The sequence below is a fragment of the Pseudobacteriovorax antillogorgiicola genome (assembly GCF_900177345.1).
Lineage (GTDB): Bacteria > Bdellovibrionota_B > Oligoflexia > Oligoflexales > Oligoflexaceae > Pseudobacteriovorax > Pseudobacteriovorax antillogorgiicola.
Genome location: NZ_FWZT01000024.1, coordinates 39,506 through 60,211 on the forward strand (window position 1 = coordinate 39,506; position 20,706 = coordinate 60,211).

The 20,706-nt window shown below is 44.9% G+C and carries 16 protein-coding genes; 15 read left to right on the top strand and 1 reads right to left on the bottom strand.

Annotated features, from left to right (window positions below; genetic code table 11):
- Nucleotides 1-363 precede the first annotated feature (363 nt).
- The 15 genes from B9N89_RS24855 to B9N89_RS24925 all read left to right on the top strand — a co-directional run bounded on the left by B9N89_RS24855 (nt 364) and on the right by B9N89_RS24925 (nt 18,639).
- Nucleotides 364-885: a 1-acyl-sn-glycerol-3-phosphate acyltransferase gene (locus tag B9N89_RS24855; protein WP_234996162.1), complete on the top strand. Its 522-nt coding sequence runs from the start codon at nt 364-366 to the stop codon at nt 883-885.
- A gap of 216 nt (nt 886-1,101) precedes the next feature.
- Nucleotides 1,102-1,659 carry a hypothetical protein gene (locus B9N89_RS24860; RefSeq protein ID WP_132323828.1) on the top strand — a complete coding sequence of 186 codons (558 nt, stop codon included), beginning with the start codon at nt 1,102-1,104 and terminating at the stop codon, nt 1,657-1,659.
- A gap of 10 nt (nt 1,660-1,669) precedes the next feature.
- Nucleotides 1,670-2,788, top strand: coding sequence for a hypothetical protein (locus tag B9N89_RS24865; RefSeq protein WP_132323830.1), 1,119 nt, complete (start codon nt 1,670-1,672; stop codon nt 2,786-2,788).
- Nucleotides 2,781-3,392 (top strand): TetR/AcrR family transcriptional regulator, encoded by a 612-nt coding sequence (locus tag B9N89_RS24870; RefSeq protein WP_159455613.1) that lies wholly within the window; start codon nt 2,781-2,783, stop codon nt 3,390-3,392. The genes B9N89_RS24865 and B9N89_RS24870 overlap by 8 nt, the downstream gene beginning before the upstream one ends.
- Nucleotides 3,393-3,621: 229 nt before the next feature.
- Nucleotides 3,622-4,389, top strand: coding sequence for a tRNA(His) guanylyltransferase Thg1 family protein (locus tag B9N89_RS24875; RefSeq protein WP_132323834.1), 768 nt, complete (start codon nt 3,622-3,624; stop codon nt 4,387-4,389).
- A complete protein-coding gene (locus tag B9N89_RS24880) occupies nt 4,386-4,802 on the top strand; it encodes a PIN domain-containing protein (protein ID WP_132323836.1) in 417 nt (138 codons plus the stop codon). The genes B9N89_RS24875 and B9N89_RS24880 overlap by 4 nt, the downstream gene beginning before the upstream one ends.
- A complete protein-coding gene (gene tgt, locus B9N89_RS24885) occupies nt 4,799-6,820 on the top strand; it encodes a tRNA guanosine(34) transglycosylase Tgt (RefSeq protein ID WP_132323838.1) in 2,022 nt (673 codons plus the stop codon). Before B9N89_RS24880 ends, tgt begins: the two co-directional genes overlap by 4 nt.
- Nucleotides 6,821-6,940: 120 nt before the next feature.
- On the top strand, nt 6,941-8,518 hold the full coding sequence (locus tag B9N89_RS24890; RefSeq protein WP_159455614.1) for an RCC1 domain-containing protein: 1,578 nt from the start codon (nt 6,941-6,943) through the stop codon (nt 8,516-8,518).
- Nucleotides 8,519-8,785: 267 nt separating this feature from the next.
- Nucleotides 8,786-10,732 (top strand): Hint domain-containing protein, encoded by a 1,947-nt coding sequence (locus B9N89_RS24895; protein ID WP_132323842.1) that lies wholly within the window; start codon nt 8,786-8,788, stop codon nt 10,730-10,732.
- A 7-nt stretch (nt 10,733-10,739) separates the two neighbouring features.
- On the top strand, nt 10,740-11,564 hold the full coding sequence (locus B9N89_RS24900; RefSeq protein ID WP_132323844.1) for a hypothetical protein: 825 nt from the start codon (nt 10,740-10,742) through the stop codon (nt 11,562-11,564).
- Nucleotides 11,557-12,246, top strand: a complete 690-nt coding sequence (locus B9N89_RS24905; RefSeq protein WP_132323846.1) for a hypothetical protein — start codon at nt 11,557-11,559, stop codon at nt 12,244-12,246. Before B9N89_RS24900 ends, B9N89_RS24905 begins: the two co-directional genes overlap by 8 nt.
- 172 nt (nt 12,247-12,418) lie before the next feature.
- Complete coding sequence (locus B9N89_RS24910; protein WP_132323848.1) at nt 12,419-12,829, top strand: hypothetical protein; 411 nt, start codon at nt 12,419-12,421, stop codon at nt 12,827-12,829.
- Between the two features lie 251 nt (nt 12,830-13,080).
- On the top strand, nt 13,081-13,812 hold the full coding sequence (locus B9N89_RS24915) for an OmpA family protein (RefSeq protein WP_132323850.1): 732 nt from the start codon (nt 13,081-13,083) through the stop codon (nt 13,810-13,812).
- 122 nt (nt 13,813-13,934) lie between these two features.
- The gene (locus B9N89_RS24920; RefSeq protein ID WP_132323852.1) at nt 13,935-15,668 is read left to right on the top strand and encodes a DUF885 domain-containing protein; all 1,734 of its coding nucleotides are present in this window, start codon (nt 13,935-13,937) and stop codon (nt 15,666-15,668) included.
- 130 nt (nt 15,669-15,798) lie between these two features.
- Nucleotides 15,799-18,639 (top strand): 7TM diverse intracellular signaling domain-containing protein, encoded by a 2,841-nt coding sequence (locus B9N89_RS24925; RefSeq protein WP_132323854.1) that lies wholly within the window; start codon nt 15,799-15,801, stop codon nt 18,637-18,639.
- Nucleotides 18,640-18,647: 8 nt separating this feature from the next.
- Here B9N89_RS24925 and B9N89_RS24930 read toward each other — a convergent pair whose 3' ends face one another.
- Nucleotides 18,648-20,438: a sensor histidine kinase gene (locus tag B9N89_RS24930; protein ID WP_165931733.1), complete on the bottom strand. Its 1,791-nt coding sequence runs from the start codon at nt 20,436-20,438 to the stop codon at nt 18,648-18,650.
- Between the last annotated feature and the right edge of the window lie 268 nt (nt 20,439-20,706).

A 20,706-nucleotide genomic window follows, 5' to 3' on the forward strand; every position in this document is an offset into this window, starting at 1 on the left:
ATGTGCTTATTTGGTCTTGCTTTATTTTGAAGCAAAAAGCTTGCGCTCGTAAATGAATGAACTTACCTAGCCTTCATGGATTTCTTGCAGAAGACTCATACGGCGTCCAACCTCACATGCTCTTTTGTTCGGACGTACTCGTTGAAACCTTTGCCTTTTCTTGCGACAAGGTGGGAAAAGCCTAGAAAGTTTAAATATTTTTACTTAAGAAATAATTTACTTTAATTTGACTCTCTTGGCTCTGGCCTTTGGCTTAAGATTAGAGTTCGCTAGCATCTGGCGTTAAGTGAATGAGATATTTTAAAATAGGTTGTCATTTTGGTAAAGTCGATTCAGAAGCAATTAGGTAGCCTCCTCCTCAAAATGACGGGCTGGACGGTGGAGGGCTCCTACCCGGACCGTCAATCCATCATTATTGTAGCTCCTCATACGTCAAATTGGGATTTTATCTATTTTCTATTTCTGTGCATGAAGTGGGAGAAGCTCGGCTCAGTGATGTGGATCGGCAAACACACTTTGTTTCGCGGCCCATTCAAGTCCATCTTAACCGCTATGGGCGGCAAGCCGGTGAATCGCAAGAAAAATAATAACATCATTCGCATTGTTACAAATCACCTAAAAGACGATCCCTCCATGTGTTTCGCCTTGGCTCCAGAAGGTACGCGAAGCTACACAAATCACTGGAAAAAAGGCTTTTACCGAATGGCCCAGCGAAGTGGTCTGCCCATTGCCTTCGCCTTTATCGATTTCAAGGATCGACGGATCGGGATCGGCCCCTCTCTCGATGTGACGGGTGACCAAGAGCAAGATTGGGACGTGATCCGAAATTTTTACCGCAAGGAGTGGGCCGCTTACCCAGACCAATTCAGCGATATGCGCTATTGATACAAATATTTGAATACTACTTGGCTGATAAGCACACCTCTTATCGAGGCGCTTTCACCTTACAAATCGCCAAACGCTGATCAACTCACGGCATGTAGCAGCCTCGAACAACCTCATCTCGATTTTCTTATTTTCTTCCAAAAGACCATTAAGTTTTCGGCGAAGTAACCGATAGGTTACTTAAGTAACCAGTCAGTTACAAAAAAAGGAGGAATTATGTATAAATATCTGTTATTATTAACTCTATTAAGTACTCACAGCCGGGCTTCAGAGATCAATATCGTTAGTGGTTTAAGCCAGCCTTTGGTCGTAAACGGTGGTAATCTGGAGATAAATTACCTAACCGAGAATCTAATCTTCGAGTACTCACATGGTTGGTCACTCGATTTTGCGGCGCACGGGGGTTTAGCGCAAACGGAAGCAGAAAATGATCAAAATCTAGAGCTTTTTCTCCCCTACTCTACAGGTGGTGGAATTGGCTATCGCCTCAGCAAACAGTTCAACGCACGGCTTGAATACAAAGAGCATTACTATGAAGTTAATAGAAAAAATAGTGATGAGAGTTTTCAATACATCACAAGATCTTTAGGGATAGGCCTCTATTGGGAATGGCAACCCTGGCAAAACATGCTTCTTATTGTTCCGAGCCTTCGGTATTGGCCGAACCTAAATAGCAGCCTTGCAGGTGACAAGTTTGAACTTGCAGACGGTGAGATACATAAAGCACATGATCAGGGCCTATTCGCCAATGTATCCATAGGATGCAAATTTTAAGGAGTTTCCCATGAATCGTCGCCAATTCTTTACATCTAGTTTCGCTGCTCCCATGTTGATGTCTGTTTCTGCAACATCGGCCTGTGCCTCCACTCAAAGTAGGGGACTAGAAGTCCACAAAAATCTGCTTGAGCAAATTTTAAGCTTGGCAATGACATCGACAAACCCACACAACACTCAAGCTTGGATATTTCATAAAGTGGGAGTAAACAAAGTTACGATCGCCCTAGATTCATCACGGTTTCTACCACATACCGACCCTATCCAACGCCAGATAATGATCGGTTTTGGCTGCATGCTGAAGACTTTAGAATACGCTGCTAACTGCTACGGATACAAAGCCAACTTTGAAGAACTAGACGTTGACGATTTTCGCACTGGAAAACCCATCGTCGGGCTAACTTTAGAACCCTCAGAGCAAGCACCGCCAGAACTTATGATGGCTCTTCTTTCACGGCGAACCATACGAACCCATTACAAACTTGAGGCCATTCCAGAAAATATTAAACGCAAAATCTCTAGCCTAAACCCTAGCAATAGCGCTATGGAAATTAGCTGGCTACCAACGAAGGATAATGGGATTTTACGCAAGGAGTGTTTTCGTGCTATGGAAATAGAAACCAATCTGAAGAAGAAACATGGTGAATCCCTCAAATGGTTTCGATTTACCATGAGTGAGATAGAAAAACATCGGGACGGAATTTCACTCTATACGAGTATGTCAGAATTAAAAGCTTGGTTCGCCGGTCTTTTTATCATTAGTCGAGATAACTGGTATGAGCAAGACACGATCAAAAGCAGTCTTGATCACTTCAGAGATCAGCTCGAACAAACCCCACAATTTGTGAGTATCTCAACCCCTAACCAGAACTTCCGCGATTGGATTAAAGCAGGAAAACTCTACCAAGACTTTCAGCTTGAAGCGCAAAAACATGGTCTATATCTTCATCCATTGAGCCAAATTCTTCAGGAATACGACGAAATGCAAGGTCTTCAGAGAGCTTTTAACAAGAGATTAGCAGTCAAACAAGGCCATAAAATACAGATGCTTCTAAGGGTTGGAAAACCAATTCATATGGATGGCAGACACTCACCCCGCCGCGATGTTAAGGAACTGCTACGTGGTTAACGATATGACCAAAGAGCGCAATAAGGAAAAGACAAAGCAGGCCTTAATCACTACAACTCTTGAGATCTTGGCTGAGGACGGTTTTGCAAACTTAGGTGTCAATGAGATTGCAAGGCGATCAGGGGTTAACAAAGCTCTTATTTATCGCTACTTTAAAAGTTATAAAGGCCTCCTTGAAGCCGTTGCTAAAAGTGGCGACTTATTCCCTAGCTCTCATGAGATCTTAGACGGGATTGATCTCAATGAAAGTTCGGCTGCAATTGCCTCACAAATTTTTAGGAACTACATTACGGGGATAAGAAATAGGCCTATCGCTCAAAAAATCATGGCTTGGGAACTGAATCAGAATAACAAGATTACTGAGATACTAGCGGACGCACGAGAGGCAGTAAGCCAAGATATATTCCATTTTCTCGCCCCAAAACTCCCTGAACTAAAGGAACCTGAGAAAATTCATTACACGACAGCTATCGTTGGCTCAGGCTTGCTTCATTTATGTCTAAGATCAATATCAGCAAGTCACTGGGATGGCGTTCACTTAAGGGACGAGAAGGAGTGGCAGCGGTTGTTTGCAGCAGTTGAACAGATATTTCAGATTCTTTAAAACAGCTACTCCCAATGGTATCGACTGTAATCACCACACTGATAGGACGCCATACTTATCATATGAGAGACTCCAGCTTTTACAGTTATGACATAATTTCAATACTTTACATTGCAATCCCAGCCTCACGAACATAGCCTTATCCCCCGGGCCAATGGTTTTCCAGCAATTGCCTTGCTCTGCCTGAAAGGACCGTCTATAAGGATGGGTCACAAGGGAGGGAAAGATTTTGAAATTCACAGACTTAGATAGGCACATGCGCATCTATGAAACGGCTCACGATCATTGTGCGTTGCCAGGAATTTACTTGGTAGCTCGGATTGACGGCCGCTGCTTCTCACGTCTGACGAAGGAAATTCATGACTTCAAAGCACCTTATGACGAACGGTTTCGGGATTACATGATCGAAACCATCGAGCATCTGATGCAGTGTGGATTTCGTGTTATCTTCGCCTACTCCCAGAGCGATGAAATTAACTTGCTGATGCACCCCCAGGAATCTTCGTTTTCGAGGAAGCTTCGAAAGTATAATTCGGTCCTTGCTGCCGAAGCCAGCGCTCGGTTCAGCCTAAGTTTTGGTCACCTGGCAACATTTGACTGCCGTATCAGTCAACTGCCTCAGGTTGATGATGTCATTCGTTACTTTCGCTGGCGGCAGGACGATGCTCATCGAAATGCCTTGAATGGCCATTGCTACTGGTTTCATCGTAAGCAAGGGCTTTCCGATCAGGAAGCGCATCAGAAGCTGATGGGTGTGAGCAACAGCGAGAAAAACGAATTTCTTTTCACTGAGGCCGGCATAAACTTCAACGAGATACCCACTTGGGAACGCCGTGGTTTTAGTCTCTACTGGCAAGATCAAGTCCGGCTTGGTACCAACCCCAAAACCGGCGAATCTCAAGAATCGAAGCGCCAGGTATTGAAGGTCGACCTTGAGCTGCCGATGAAGCATGGCTTTGAATTGATGGTCAGAAACATTCTTGAGGCTCAGTTGTGAGAGTCTATTTTGATGCCAATGTGATGTTTGCCGCTGCCTACAACCCCAGAGGAACCCCTCGCCAGGTGATTGATAAGGTTCTCCAGCAAGGCTGGCTAGCAATCACCTCCGATTACGCTTGGGCTGAAGCTGAGCGAAATATACTACGGAAGGCTAGAAAGAAGGCTATCCACTTGGATGACTTACATCGTTTGATCCATATTTGGAGCGATGTCGATGACATGAATGAAGACATCGAGCTTAAGGCTAAAGATATCCCAATTTTTCGTGCCGCTCTATATCATCGATGCAGCCTACTAATTACTGGTGATCTAAAAGACTTCAGCCCTCTCATGGCTGATAGCTATCGGCGGTTGATCCAAGTTTTGACACCTCGCCAAGCCCTGACAATGATGGAAAATAAGCAATTATGACAAGACTATCCTTTCACCTGGATGGGGAAGCCCCCGGCTCACAAGCACGGGCCACTAGCTTTAAAACTCTTCATACTCAAGTAGAAACACCGTTGTTTATGCCGGTAGGAACTCAAGCTACCGTCAAAGGTCTTAGAGTTGAAGACCTAGAAAAGACAGGAGCTAACATTCTCCTGGCTAACACCTACCACCTTCTGCTTAGACCAGGCCCTGAAGTATTCGAAAAACTGGGTGGTATCCATCGCATGATGAATTGGAGTGGCTCAGTATTAACTGACTCCGGGGGCTTCCAAATCTTTTCATTACCGAACGCCCGCACCATGACCGAAGAAGGAGCGCGATTCAAAAGCTACGTGGATGGTCGCAGCATATTACTCACTCCTGAAAAAAGCATCACGACCCAAAAATCTATCGGTAGCGATATTATGATGGTGCTCGACCAATGTGTTCCTTCCACGTCTGAACACAAGTTTGCGAAAGATGCTATGGAACTAACCCATCGCTGGGCCAAACGAAGTCTTGCAGCTCGCGGCAACTCACCTCAATCCATGTTTGGGATTATCCAAGGGGCATGTTTCGAAGATCTAAGGAAGCAAAGTGCAGACTTTATATGTGATCTGCCTTTCGATGGGTTTGCTATTGGTGGACTCGCAGTAGGGGAAAGCAAACAGGAACGAGAGGACTTTACGGAACTGACAACTCAATGGATGCCTAAAGATCGACCTCGTTATCTCATGGGTGTCGGCACACCCATCGATCTGCTAGAAGCGGTTCATCGTGGGGTTGATATGTTTGATTGCATTATACCAACCGCTTACGCTCAACAGAGTTTTGCGTTTACCACCAAGGGCCAACTGCGCTTGGAGCGCCAGGTATATAAGTTCCAAGACGAAGCTCTTGACCCTGCTTGTGACTGCTATACCTGTAAGAACTACTCACGTGCTTATATCCACCATCTATTCAAAGCTCGGGAGAATCTTGGAGCTCAACTCCTATCAATTCATAACTTGCGTTTCTACGACCGTCTAACCAAGGCAATGAGGGCGAAAATTTTAGACGGTAGCTTTCTCAGCTTCTACCAAGAGCAACGCGAACTCCTAGTTCGAAGGGACCAAGAGCACCCTAGTCAACCACCTAAACCAAAACGACGAACCAAGACCCCTCCCCAGGAACTCGGAACCTTTGTCATTCATCACTCCAAGTATGGATTTTCCAGTATCAAAGAAAAGGTGAGCGGCGAGATCATGCATTCTGTCAATCACCCTGACGAAGAAGCCAAGGCGTTATATGTTGATCAAGTTGATTGGCAGGAGAAGCTTCAAGGTGACTTTCAAGAGCCTCTCCGGGTTTGGGACGTTGGGCTCGGCGCTGCTCACAATGCGATGGCATTGATTCAATTCTACGAGAAGCAAAATGACGGTAACCTCCGCCCTATTGAAATCTATAGCTTCGAAAGTGATCTGGACGCCTTACGGTTAGCATTGCGCAACCACCACCTTTTCACTCATCTTCGCCACGGAGCACCTCACCACTTATTGAAAACTAAATCGTGGCAGCGAGACCCCATCAAATGGTTCTTACGAGAAGGGGATTTTCTTGATCAGATTAATGAATCACCAGTGCCAGATATTATATTTTACGATCCGTTTTCCAGTGCTACCAATCACGAGCTTTGGACTCTCGATTGCTTCAACAAAGTAAAAAATGCCTTAGGTGAAAAATATTGTGAGATGATCACCTACTCCGCCTCCACTAGCGTCCGAGCAGGCTTGCTTGGGGCTGGTTTCTTCGTTGGCAAGGGAGTGGCCACGGGCCCGAAAAGTGACACGACAATTGCCTATAATGGCCTCGTGGAAACGACCAAAGCAAATCTTTTGGATCGAAAATGGTTGGAGAGGTGGTCTCGCAGCCACAAACCCTTTCCGCTGGGTATATGCTCTGCAATGAAGCAGGATTTCCTTGATACGATCCCTAAGCACCCACAATTTTTATCTCATTTGAATGAGCGTCAGCAATAACGTCAGTACTGACTTGTTTTTTAAATCCTGACAATCAAGAATGATAAAATTTTTTAGTTATCGCCACGGTCTCACTGGTCGACTCTGAACTTAGACGGCCACTGAATGGTGAGGCTCTTCATGAAAAAACTAAAACAGCTCGTCACGGTATCATGCGGAATCCTCCTTTGCAGCTCGATAACTTCGAGCTGCTCAAACGGGCTGGAAGAGCAAAGTCTACACCCCACCACACCTTTTCGCTCGGATCAGAATTTTGACAACGATCTCGCCCTCAACGGCCAAGATGGTGCCATTACATGCCGTGTCGAGACGCCTCGCAGGATGACTTACCCTCAGCTAAACATGTTCTGTGCTTTGCTTAGAGAGGATGGAGATGTTCGAGCAAACCACGACGACGAAATCTGGGATTGGCACTTGGAGGTCCTAAATCCCGAACTCATGGTGTCATCTCAGCCATTGATTAGCCAAGCACCTTGGCAAGTGCGATTTACCATCTCCGGAGCCGATCAACAGACCTTGCAAACTCAGGCATGGCAGAGCGAGGTGACCCTCAACATTGAACACATCGAAGTGAGTGAGCTCGATCGTCGCTTCACCAGTACGGCCGATTCCATGAAGGCTCCCGGTACTATCAAGTCTTTCGCCCTAGGAGCCAATCATAGCTGCGCTCTTACGTATGGGGAGCAGCTCTACTGCTGGGGTGCAAACCAATTTGGTCAGCTGGGCCTTTTCGGCCTCGACAGGGCTAGTTTTCCGACTCTTGTCGCAAGTCGCCGAGGGATTCGCGAACTTGTAGCTGGGACCCAAAACACCTGTGCCCTGTTTTACGACGGATCTGCCGATTGCTGGGGTGCTAACCATACGGGTCAACTAGCATCCGACGAACCTGGTATTTTTTGGCAGGCGAGAACCCTGGATCTGCCATTCCCGGTAAAAATGTTAGCCCTCGGTCAATCCCATACATGCGCACTCGACGATAACCATCGCGCATTTTGCTGGGGCTACAACGCCGACGGCGCTCTCGGTGTTGGCGACATCTCCGATGACATTGTAGAATTTCCCCTTGAAGTGGAGTACGAATTCGAAATACTTATCGCGGGAGAGACTCACACCTGCGGGATTGCAACGGACGGCACCTACTGCTGGGGTGAAAACAAACGCGGTCAACTGGGGCTTGACCATCTCAGTACAATCGCAACTCCAACCCTGACCGCAGCGACGACTCCATTACTTCATGTCGACACTCATGATGTTAACTGCGGATTAGACCGATTTGGTCACGCCTACTGCTGGGGAGTCAACGATGGAGGCCTACTCGGCACGGAAGAGAGCCTTCATAGCGTCCCACGTCCATCTCAAGTTCATAGCCCGGTCACATTTCGGCATCTAGCAGCAGGCAGAAGACATATATGCGGGATAGCGAAAAACGAAGGGATTTATTGTTGGGGTCAAAACACATTTCGACAACTCGGTCATGGGAACCAAGGAACCTTAGAAAGACGCCCACAGTATGTAAAAGGTCAAGATAAGGCAGTACCCTTCACAAAGATAGCTGCGGGAAACGACTTTTCTTGTGCAATGAATAAAGATCACTCTTTATTTTGTTGGGGGGATAATAGCTTCGGTCAACTAGGACAGGGATATGATGGTGCTCCTGAAGCAAACCTCGTTCAGATTCATCTTCCTACTCATGAGTGAATCTTGAGTCCTTCGAAAAAGCTAGATGTATAGAGAAATATATCCATGATAGATTTTATCCAAATACTCCCTTCAAAGCTTCTAAGATGTTGTTAAGGTTAGTCTAGTCGGGCTATTGCACTGCTAGTTGTATTTCCATCATCCTGTTTTTGCAACGGTTTTCCTCACTTTGTATTTTTTTCATAAACCTTCTTCAGCTTAAGCCGACTCCATATCTATGAGCTTGTGGAACTCAGAAACCATCGAGAGTGAGTGTTGAAAAAGCATATGATAGAGAAACTTCAAGAGGTGATAGCTGGGGAACAGGGGCGTTCGAGTCTGCCCCTAGTTGCTATCCTATCGCTCTCCGGGCTAGTTGGAATCTACTTATCACAACAAAGCTCTAAGCAGCAACAGGCTCTTCAGAAGGCCCGAATGGAGATTTCAAACCAAAACTTAGACGACGAACTTCGTAATGCCCTAGCATCATTTAAATCTCTTATGTCCAATAGAAAGATTGCTACCGACCAGTATGAACCAACTCTATTTGCAGAAGACTATTTCGCATCGAAATGGTCACTTCAGAAAAACACATTGGCAAAGACAAGCGGAATTACAAGCTCGAACAGCGGTTCCAAGGTAACTATTGAAACACTCAAAGCCTTGACAAGTGCTAGCTCCGAGGATCTATCTGAGATCTATGAGGGTAGTAAAAGCGTAGCGGAAACCGCTAAAGAAACTGTTGACATCGAGATCATAAAAGTCGTCTTTGATGACAGCAATCCCTATCTCGCAAAAGGAATACTTGTGAGGGCATCAACTGCAGGTGCAGAAGGCGAGAAATCAGCCAAAGCTCTCGTGCCTCTTACCGTTCCCGAACCCAGCGATATCAAGCTCTGGGTCAAAGCCCCGGGCTCATCGACATTTCAACAAGTCTATGGTTCCGAAAACTCACCCTTGCCTGCTGGTGATTATGAACTCATGATAACAGCCGATGGAGTTGCGCTGGACGCTGAAATTTCGATCAACAACGGGACGCCAATTGTTATTGGTAGTGACGTAAAACACGACGCCCATAACATTCGCGCCGATGATGCTTCAATTGGCGTCATCAAACTGAAAGCAGGTGGCAACGGTGAGCTTATTTATGAATTTGATCACAAAACATGTTCTGCGACCCCTACGACCGCCTCTGGATCGAACAAGTATAACATCGATGTAACTGTCTACGACCCTTCTCTCAATATTCATAAGCCCAAAATTGGGCTAGTCAACCTTTTTGTCGAGAATAAAGCAGCTTCGAGCAAGAAGATGAGTTTTGCGGAACTCACTGCTCTTTGCCCAGGAAAATGTGCAAGCACAACCTACACTCCAACCGCTGGAGTTGTACAAGGAGGTATCAGCCTTTCAGCCAACAATTACCTAGCTAGCAAGGCAGATATTGAAAAGATTGTCGGTCACTCAATTTCTGAATCTGGTATGATTAGTACAGATTATTATCAGCTTGCTCACCGAGAGTACTTCCCAACCTATAGCTATACCGCATTCCACAACCAAACCCAGAAATATGGGATTTTTGATGCGAAAGTCTGTGCGTCTAACTCTCGGGGCTTAGCAAAATCTTTAGCTGACCATAACTATGATGTCCAAAAAGCCTATGACAAGATCGTCAATACTGGTAACTATTATAAAACGATTCAAAGAATTTACTATCAGGAACCGTCATGTAAACCCAGGCTACTATTCAATAGGAATAGCTGTGGATGTTTCGCTGAAAATACTGAAATTCTACTAGGTGATCAAAAGTCTCTACTTAGAATTCAGGACATCCAGCAGGGTGATCTAGTCTGGAACCCCAAAACTAAAGCAGCGGCGAAGGTAGCGAGGGTCATCGTCGGTCCTGAAAAATTCCCTCTGATACGAATAACACTGAGCAATCAGCAAGCGCTGAGAATCACTGGCAAACACCCCTTCCCTACGCCATCTGGGATCAAAGCTGCCTTTCAACTGATGGCGGGGGAGACTGTGCTATCAAATAACGGAAACCCACTAAGAATCCTTGAAGTTCAGCAAGAATCAAGTAGCCAAGAAACGATCGTTTGGAATTTGCTTTTAGAAGGAGAGCGCTTGCAAGACCACTATCTCGTTGCCAATGGAGTGGTTACAGGAGACTACTTTATACAGCAAAAGCTGGAATCCTCTCCAGGAAATAGAATCGTCGATCGTCGTAGGTGAGGCATTAATGAAGTATATCACCATAATCGCAGCTGCTATATTAGCAGCCATCATATTCAAAAGCCGAAGTAACGATCGAAGTCCTCTTGCGACTAAGGACCCACAAAAAAATCTGCCAATATCAAACACTCGTGATATCAATCCTGCCGAGGAAGAGCGCGAAGCTAAAGCATTAGAAGTTCAAAGACAGCATTTTTCAGCACGCCGAAAATTAAGGCTAGCATCTAGTTCCCTAGAAACAAATGGCGACTCCATTTCTATAAAACTGTCTATCGATTCTGAAAAACGATGGTGTAAAAAGGGAGACCTTGATCTTATCGCTTCCCTTGAGGAAACCTCTCACAAAAAAGACTTCCTTGTGACCATTCAGAATCTCTCTACCAAGGATGTCATTTACAAGCAGCGAAGTAACTATAAGTCACTCAAAGCAGGAATAACAAGTACAATCGCTATTAAAGCTCCCCAGAAAACACTCCACCTGGGGCTGTTTATCTGTCATGACCCAGCGATGACTTCAAGCTGTATCGGCAAAAAAATTTCTCCTCATGGTCGAGTCCTAGAAAATTTGACTTTCAATAAGCCTGTTAAAGATATTGTTGTTTTCTTTCAATATTTTAATCTAAAGGGTACCGCATTAACAAGTATCCCTTCAAACCGATTCGGAGAAAGATACTATAAAGATGTTTCTCGCATGCTAGATCAAGACATTTCGAAATCACAATTAAAAACTATACGCTCGATGAATGAAACTTTGAAATCTGAGCCCGTTGTGATTAACAACAACACTATCAAAGTTATTTTGCCCTATAACGATGAGAAGTGTAATGTCTAGTGTTTCAAGAAATGGATTCAAAGGAGAAAGGGGATTCTCACTTCTCAATCTCCTAGTGGCTGGGTCTATAGGCCTCCTGTGCGTTGTCTTAGTTTCTCGCTCTATGGTTCATGATCTATACTTTTCTAAACTTGTGGGCTCAAAGCTTTCTTCTGGGAACGTCTATCAAAATTTAGGCTACGATCTATTATCAAAGGTTCACAATGAACTTGATGATGTTGGAAATTGTATCAACTTAAACAAAGTCATTAAGAACAACACTTTAGGGGGTAAATCCCAATATACGATCCTGAACCCAAGTAAACTTAAGGTCAGCTCGCCGCCGACATTTATTAATGAGGCATTGAGCCGCTGCTCACAAAGTCGCCTACCCTCTGATATTACAGATGCAAACCAGAACAACATGTATTTTTGCATCCATATTGAGTCAACCCCATCTCATGCCAGCGACTCCTCCCTCGTGAATTCGGAAATGGCATTTGCTGAAGTTTCTATGGAGCTGGTGGATTTGAATACCTTCGACGGTCTTTCCTGCACAGAGTATAAGGTGAGGCGAGATGATACTAAGGATCGAAGTGCAGGAATTGCTTTAGCAATGACTCTATACTGGACGGTTTCTGGATCTGGAGTGAAAAACTTCAATCGCCGCAATGTGTCTCTCCTAGCGAACCCAAATCCTTAGTAGCAAACTGTTGCACCGTGCTGCAGAGATGGATAGTACCCAATTTACTGGAATAGGAGTCCAGTGAAGATTCTTTCTTTCGAGTCAGGCACCTCCGGAACGACAATTTCCCTAAAGTTCCACAAGCATTGAACCGAAAATCTGGCGATAATGAAAAGGAGGGACCGATCGTATGAACCCAAGGCTGTCGATGCTAAGTATCTGGCTTCTCTCAGTGGCTGCTTGTAGCAGTAAAAATACGACTACCACATCGCCTCGCGCAAGTAGTGAAACCACCGAAGATAGATCTGAAAATTCTGATAGCTCGAACAACACTGACCAAGAGACAGATGATCAATCGCAAACAGATACCTCTAACGAGGAGGTTCGATTGATCACAGAAAGCCAAGCTCGATCGATCATGGAAGCTTCTTGTATCGCTGCGGGCTGCCACGCTGATGTCGATGAAATCTTTGACTCCAATACGATCGTAACGCAAATTGAAAGCGAACTCATGCCTCCTCCTGACCAAGGCAGGTATACCTTAAGTGACGAAAAGCGAGCTGAACTGCTACTATTTTTTAGCAATCGAAATGGCGGCTAAAAGGTCGCCCAACTCGTAATCGCCTAGAAATAGGTACTAAAGAATCGAATCCTAGGGTGGTGTTCCTCACAAATGTTACCATGAGCCCTCTGGCGATTTTTACCTGTCGAAAGAATTGACAATATATCACCGATGACAGTCCTTTTTCGGCTCCTTCCAGTACTTTCTTCCAATAAACAGAAGTTTAGAACGGTTTCTATTTTGCAGTGGTGGGACGGGTTATATATCAACACCGCGTAAAGGATCTGTTTATGAAATCATCTCCCATGAAACTTGCACTTGCTACTTCTTTGTTACTTGCATTTGGAACTGTTGCCTGTACTGATGATGAGAAGAAAGTTGAAGAAGTTGTCGCCGCCGAGACTCCAGAAGAACATAAGTTTGAAGTCGACGAAGAAAGCGGAAAAGTCGAATTCAAAGCTGAAATTGTTTACTTCGGTTTTGATGAGTATACACTGACTCCTCAGGGCATCGAAAGACTCACTGCATTAGCTAATTACATGAAAGATAATCAGAAGCTTAAGATTAAGGTTGAAGGGCATTGCGATAGCCGTGGCTCTACCGAGTACAACCTCGCGCTAGGACAGCGACGAGCAGAATCCGTAAGGAAATTCTTGCTTGGTGCTGGAGTGGAAGAAAGTCGCCTCCTCGCTGTGAGCTTTGGTGAAGAACGACCAGCCAACAGTGCCGCTGACGAGAAGGCTTTTGCGGAAAACCGTCGCGCAGAATTTACTTTTGAGAATCACCAGTCTATTCAGAAACAAGCAGATAAAAAAGAAGTAAAGTCTGAAAAAAAAGCAATCGCTAGCAAGAAAGACGATGCTAAGGCAGAAAAGGCAAAAGCTGTAGCAAAGGCAGAACCTGAAGCTCCTGCTAAAAAGGAGGAGAAAGCTCCTGTTAAGGAAGTGAAGAAAAAGGTCGCTAAAAAAGCTCCTGAAGCTAAAGCTGAAAGCCCGATCGAAACTGTTTCAGACGCCAAGTAAATTGACAAAGCGAGCGCCCTCAAGGCGCTCGATCTTTCCGACACCCTGCCCCTTATTATTGAAACAATTCAGTTTCTAGCCTACACATAGAACTCCCAAAAATAACAACAGACGGAGTAACTATGATGAAATTACCCATACTAATATGGCTAGCGCTAAGCTCCTTTAGCTTGCAAGCAAATTCAAGTCAATGGTCGAACTTCACAGACACCTTCTTAGAAGAGCTTTGGTTGCAATACCCAGTTTGGGCCACGCAAGTTGGCTATCACAAGTACGATGAGCAGCTCCCGGCACCAAACTCCAAGAACCTAGAGAATGAACTGGTTTGGCTTAGAAGCAATCAGAGCAAGTTGGAGAATGTTAATCCCAAGGACCTGGGCCCTCACCAACGATCCGACTTCCTTCTCATTAAAAACTTTATCGACAAGCAAATATGGTATGCAGAGGTTTTTAAAGAGCATCTCTGGAACCCCGCAACTTATAACGTAGGTGGCGCCTTCGCTGGTATTTTGGAAAGCTCCACTCTCCAAAATAGCCAGAAAGCTGCGAGAATTTCGAAAAGACTTAGCTTGGTTCCAGCCTATTATGAGGCAGCGCAGAACATACTACAGACACCGACCCGTGAACATCTCGATCTAGCCATTCAACAAAGCCAAGGCCTTCTGGGTCTATTCCAGCGGCAGCTAAAAAATGCGTGTAGTCACTGGCTCAATAAATCTAACGATGTAAAGCTCTGCCTAGCACGCCATCAGTTGGCTCTTAATGCGGTTAAGAATTATGGGAGCTTCCTTGATGAACTTAAAAATCGAACAAAAAAATTCCGCTCTTTTCGCATTGGCTCAGACCTTTACCAAAGCAAGTATCAGCTTGAAATACAAGGCAACTTGAGCGCTCACGAGGTTTATCAAAAGGCTTTGAAGCGAAAAGAAGAACTCCATAGCGAGATGGTTCCCCGAGCCAGTAAGTTATGGAACAAATACTTTCCTGATAAAACTCCACCTAAGGATGAACGGATTCTCATCAAGAGCGTCTTGGAGAAACTATCCGACCGACATGTAAAGCCAAAAGACTTTATCGCCTCAATAAAAAGACAAATTCCTGAACTAGAGCAATTTGTTAAGCAGAGCCAAGTCGTTGAGCTCGACCCTACAAAACCACTTAAAGTTAGAGAAACTCCACCATACATGCGAGGCTTTGCAGGAGCTTCGATCAATGCTCCGGGGCCCTATGATAGTAAACGTGAGACCTACTACAATGTCACTCCTCTCGATCATATGACACCAACGGAAGCTGAAAGTTATTTAAGAGAGTATAACCACTATATGATGCAGATTCTCAATATTCATGAGGCAATTCCGGGCCACTACACGCAACTCATTTATGCGAATAAAGCTCCAAGCCTGATCAAAAAGATCTTGGGTAACGGCACGATGATCGAAGGCTGGGCCGTTTACTCTGAAAAGATGATGCTGGAAGAAGGTTACGGACAAGACCGCGATGAGTTGCTCCTAACATATGGCAAATGGCATCTACGGGTGGTATGTAATGCCATTCTTGACTACTCGGTCCATAACCTGAACATGTCTGAAGAGCAAGGTCTGAAACTGCTCATGGACGATGCATTTCAGCAAAGAGCAGAGGCCGAGGGTAAATGGCGACGGGCAACCTTATCCCAGGTGCAGCTCAGCAGCTACTTTGCTGGCTTTACTGAGATTTTTGCGCTGCGCGAGCAACTTAAAAAGCAAAAGGGTGAAAAATTCGATTTGCGTCAGTTCCACGATGAGTTTCTGAGCTTCGGAAGCGCTCCGGTTAAGGTTATCCGGCAACTGATGATCAGAGATAAGCAGGAGACTTAGCCAGCTCCTAGCCCTCCTACAACAGGGGGGCTGGAAGCCTCGCTAGCTTTTTAAAGCATACCCCTCAAGTATCCGATTACTCATGGGTGATGCGTAAAGGCGAATTCTATTAAACGGCAGGCTTTTAGCTTTGAAATTTCGACTCCTAAAACCAACCATCTGCTTTACAGCCTTGCTTCACATGGCAATCTCCGCAACTTTAAATGCCAACACGATGCATGTCGATCCCCGTGCCTTAGAAGAGGGAATCAAAACCAGTGAGGTATTTTACTATCATGCTGATAAAGAGATGACATGGAGGAAGGTTAAGCAATCAGAGTATCTGGCACTTCCTAATCCGGAGGAGAAGCGACGGTTCTTCTTCGATCACTACGACAAGCTGCTCAGAGAGTCCTCAACCCCTGACATCGTTGAGGTTAGAAAATTAGATGAATATTTTCAAATACTTAGTAGGCCAAGAGCCACATTTGGCCTAATCAACCGGCCTGTCTGGTATCGATTATCTATTGAAAACTCCCAACGCTATCAACAGGACTTGGAAGTCGTTTTTTCGGGCTATTTGTTCGACGTAGAGCTTTTCGCTTTCGACGAGAGCACCCTTGTACACAAAGCCAGGAAGAGTATCCATGAGCCTAAAATATTAAAGAAGCTACCAGCTGGGAAAAGCAACCTGGATATTAATTTCCCTATTTCAATGCCCCCTAATTCGAAGCTCACTCTTTACCTCCGTGCCTACTCCGCCGTGGTCCCGCACGACCTCAACATTAGGCTTCTCAGCCAGGAAACGTGGCTCCTGAAAGAATCTCCTATCCATCGATTTCATTGGATTTTTGTGGGTTCAATCCTGATGCTTATCCTGCATAATTTTGTGTTCTTTATTATGTCGAGAAACGTGACAAACCTATACTATGTCTTCTGGATTGGCTCAACTTTAGCACTGGTTTCTGTGGTGAACGGTCTTCACCTTGATCTGATCGTAGAAGATGCTTGTGTCTACTGGCCCTATCTGATTTCATTACCCTTGGCGATTACTGGGATCTCTATTGTAGCGTTCTTGAGACACTTCCTTCAACTCAGTGATTATCCCAAGCTCGATCGTGTCGCCAAGGCTGCCCTTATTTACGGCTACATAGTCTTCATTCCTTATCTGGTTGTCGATCCAAAAACATTTATCCATATCGGCTTTGCAGGGATATTTATAGTCACTCCAATTATACTTGGTCTTGTGTTCGTTTTGGCTATTCAACACAAACATCATCGCGCTTGGCTTTTTTTGATGGCATTCATTCCTTACATTGTTGGAAGTTGCCTTCGAACCTTGATGATTCAAGGCATAGTACCAGAAATCCCCATGCTGCGGAATATTATGGAAGTGGGTTCGTTTACCGAAGCATTTCTTCTATCATTTGCACTAGGGGATAAGCTTAGAACCTTGAACATCGAGCTATCTCGCTACATTAATGAAGTTGAAGACATTGTTGCAGAAAAGACGCAGGACATCGCATCCATCATGGCCAACATAAAGCAAGGCATATTTACTGTTAAATCAGATTTTAAGATTGATGAGGTCTATTCGCAGCACTTAGAAGATATTGTTGGAGCATCTCAAATTGGTAACAAAGACCCTCTTGAGCTTATCTTCAAGAAGAGCAACCTCTCCCCTGATGCAAGATCTCGTCTGCATAGCGCCATGAAAGAGGCTTTTGGAGAGGAAATATTTAACTTCGAAATCAATGTCAGCCAATTCCCAAAAGAGATCATCTTTCAAGGCAAATATCTGGCCTTAGATTGGCAGGCTATTTCAAATCGAGAGGGCCAAACCTTTAAGATCCTCGTAACCGTTCGCGATATCACTCAGCTCCGAAGACTAGAAGAGCAGAGTCACAGGCACGAGCGTGAAATGTCAATCCTTCTTGAAATTTTACAGGTGGAACGAAGAGACTTCCCTCTTTTCCTAAGTGGAGCTAAAACTCATTTACAAACTATCAGAAACCTTTTGAAGAGCTCTGATACTTCGACGTCTAATTTGATACGCGACATATTTATTCACTATCATACGCTCAAGGGAATCGCTAGATCCTTTGAACTAAGTTACATTGTTGATGCAGTACATACGGCTGAATCCAGGTGCTCCAGACACTCAAGAATCGAATCAGATATCGAGCAGAAAAGATTTCTCAACGACTTAGAAAATGTTGAAGCGGTGGTCTTGGAGTACGAAAATGCGGTAAAGGAAAAGCTACAGTTCTCTGACCGGTCACAGGCCATTGACAATGATTTAGCAAGCGAACTATTGACTCAAATCGAACATCTACCTAGGGAGTTTCAAGGCAGGTTTAGCGAAGCTCGCCAGAAACTACTCGATGCTGTCTATATTGCGTTCGATCAGCTCTATGATGAAGTGAGTCGATTCGCGACTACGGCAGCCGAGGAGCTTAAAAAGCCATCACCAAAGATCAATATGCCATCAGAATCAATTTTGCTCAAGCATCACTGCTTTCAGGAAATAAAGAATATTCTCGTCCACCTTGTCAACAATTCCTTGGCCCATGGGTTCTCACTTAGCCCAGAACCCGAATCACAGCTTCAAGATGACATTATTTCAATACAGATCGAACGCTTAAGTAATAGCGTCAAGCTCGTTTACCAAGATAATGGCAAAGGCATCAATCGACAGTTCATCCAGCTCAAGGCGCAGCAGCAGGGCTTGTTGGAGGAAGGAACCTTTCCTAGCGACCAAGACCTTTTAGAAGTACTGTTCAAACCGGGATTTTCTTCTGCGGATAGCTTGAGCCATCTCGCTGGTCGAGGGATTGGTATGTCAGCAATGAAGGATATAGCTGAGAAAATTGGAGCTACACTGAATATTCACACGACCAGCAGCACCAATCAGGCCATCTATTTTGCTATCCATATCAGACTAGCGAGGGATCACTACATCGATCGCGCTTCTCGGCAAATATCAGCTTGAATATAGCTCTAAACTGGTAGCTCAGCCTTTTGCAGATAGACGGTAATTTCGGTGCCAGAATCGTCACCGTACTGATCCTTGGGCCGGCTTTGGAAGTCATATCGACCAAGAAACGACTGGATCGAACGTAGTGCGATTTGGAGGCCAAAGCCTGTTCCTTTTTCGCCGTTAGTCCCTATGGTAGAACTAAGCTTTTGATTCTCATTGAGGTTCTGTAAAAGCTCTTCAGGGATTCCAATCCCCGTGTCTTTTATTGTTATTACTGCACGGGAGGCTGTTTCTTGCCAGCTAAGCTGTATGCTACTGCCTGGGTCGGTAAACTTGATTGCGTTGCTAACAAAGTTACCTAAGACCTCATTGACGAGAGTCGACTCAACGGCCTTCACGCAGATGTTAGGTCCACCGGAGATATCCAGTTCAACACCTTTTTCCTTAGCACGCTCAGCAAAAAGAAAGCGGATTTCCTCAGCAACCTTTTGCAGAGAAACGCTCTCTAAATCTACTGTCTCGTTACGATCGAGGTGAAGCTCATAATCTTTTACACCACTGATAATGCTTTCAATGATACCAGCACCCTTCAGTATTTTTCCTAAGAGGAAGTTTTCCGGGTCCCGTCTTTGCGCAGCGAAAGCTGCTCCTGAAACAAGAGATAAAGCATTGTTAATATCATGAGAGATAATTCTAAAAAGATGTCTTAGCTCTTCTGCAGTTTTTCTTCTAACCGATGCCTCGATCTCAGCGGCACGCCGCAAATGGTCAATCTCCTTAATGCGTGCCGCCAGGGCAAAAGCCATCATGATGAGTTGAGTGCAAAGCCCAATCATTATGAACAACTGGGTCCACTCGTTGAAGACAATTCCACCTTGCAGGGTGACAAGATATAGGAAAGCGAACCCGAAAAAGCTAATTTGTGATACTAGGTAGTAGAATGCGGAACGAGACCCTTGATAGGTTCGCATTGCCGACAATAGGATAAGTAGAACCAACCCCAAAAGAAACAAGCCATCAAGGCTGGCACGAACAAAACTTTGCCAAGGTGATACGGCGTAGAGAAGCGGTGTTATAAGTAAAAGCCCACAATAACCGAGTAAGGCTTTCCCAAACCAAGAATTGTTACCTGTAGTCCCCGTTAACATATCATAGGCAAACAGAAAAGCGGTCAGGGGAAAAATAAACCTAAAATATGGCAGATAGTATAAGGTGTCCGGCCCTAGGAAGTGGAGCGTTCCAATGGGAAAGTTAACGATCATCAATGCTGAGAAGGTATTGGTAGAAACGTAAAAAACATAAAAAAGATAGAGGCGATCCCCAAGACTCAGCCATAGAAACATTTTATATAGAGTCAAGGCAAACAGGATACCAAGCATCATCGCTATAAGTATAAGCGTACGTTGCTCCTTGTCCCTGAATGCATCCGACTTATCGGCAAGAAACCTCACTCCCATGGAGCTAAGGCTAGCTTGGCGGATGAGATACTCTCTAAAGCCTTCCTTGAGCTCAAATGCTGGGACACGGCTTTCCAGTACGTCGACTCGCTTAAAACCACCGTTCGGCTCTCGCACAAACACATCGAAGCGATCTAGGGCATTGTAGACACTGGCGACAGTCCAGGACTTGCTGTCTTGATTATCAACAGTCAATGAGACCCACACCCCGTGATCAAAATATTGGGGAGGAAGCCCTGGCTCCTGGAGCCCGACAAAGCGACCTTCATTTAAGGCGACTACGGCAGCATCTAATGAGAGAGACTTGGTTTCGATAAGATACCGAACCCCTTGCCCAATCTCGATGGAAGCCACACCAGATTCAGATATGACTACTTGTCCACGAGCTAATGTTGTCCAAACAGCTAATAAGCTGATGAAAAAGAACCTATGCATAATCGTCCGTAACTTGGCTGATCTTTGTGCCACAACGCACATTTGCGATTCGAAATGGAAGAATTATGCCAAAAAAACGAAATCGCCAGATTCAGCCGGGGTGTGCAAAGCCTTTTTGAGCTTATCGATTATGATTATCGCAATCCGAGTTATTTCGCAAGGAGAGGTCAAGGTCGAAGTGTTTTTT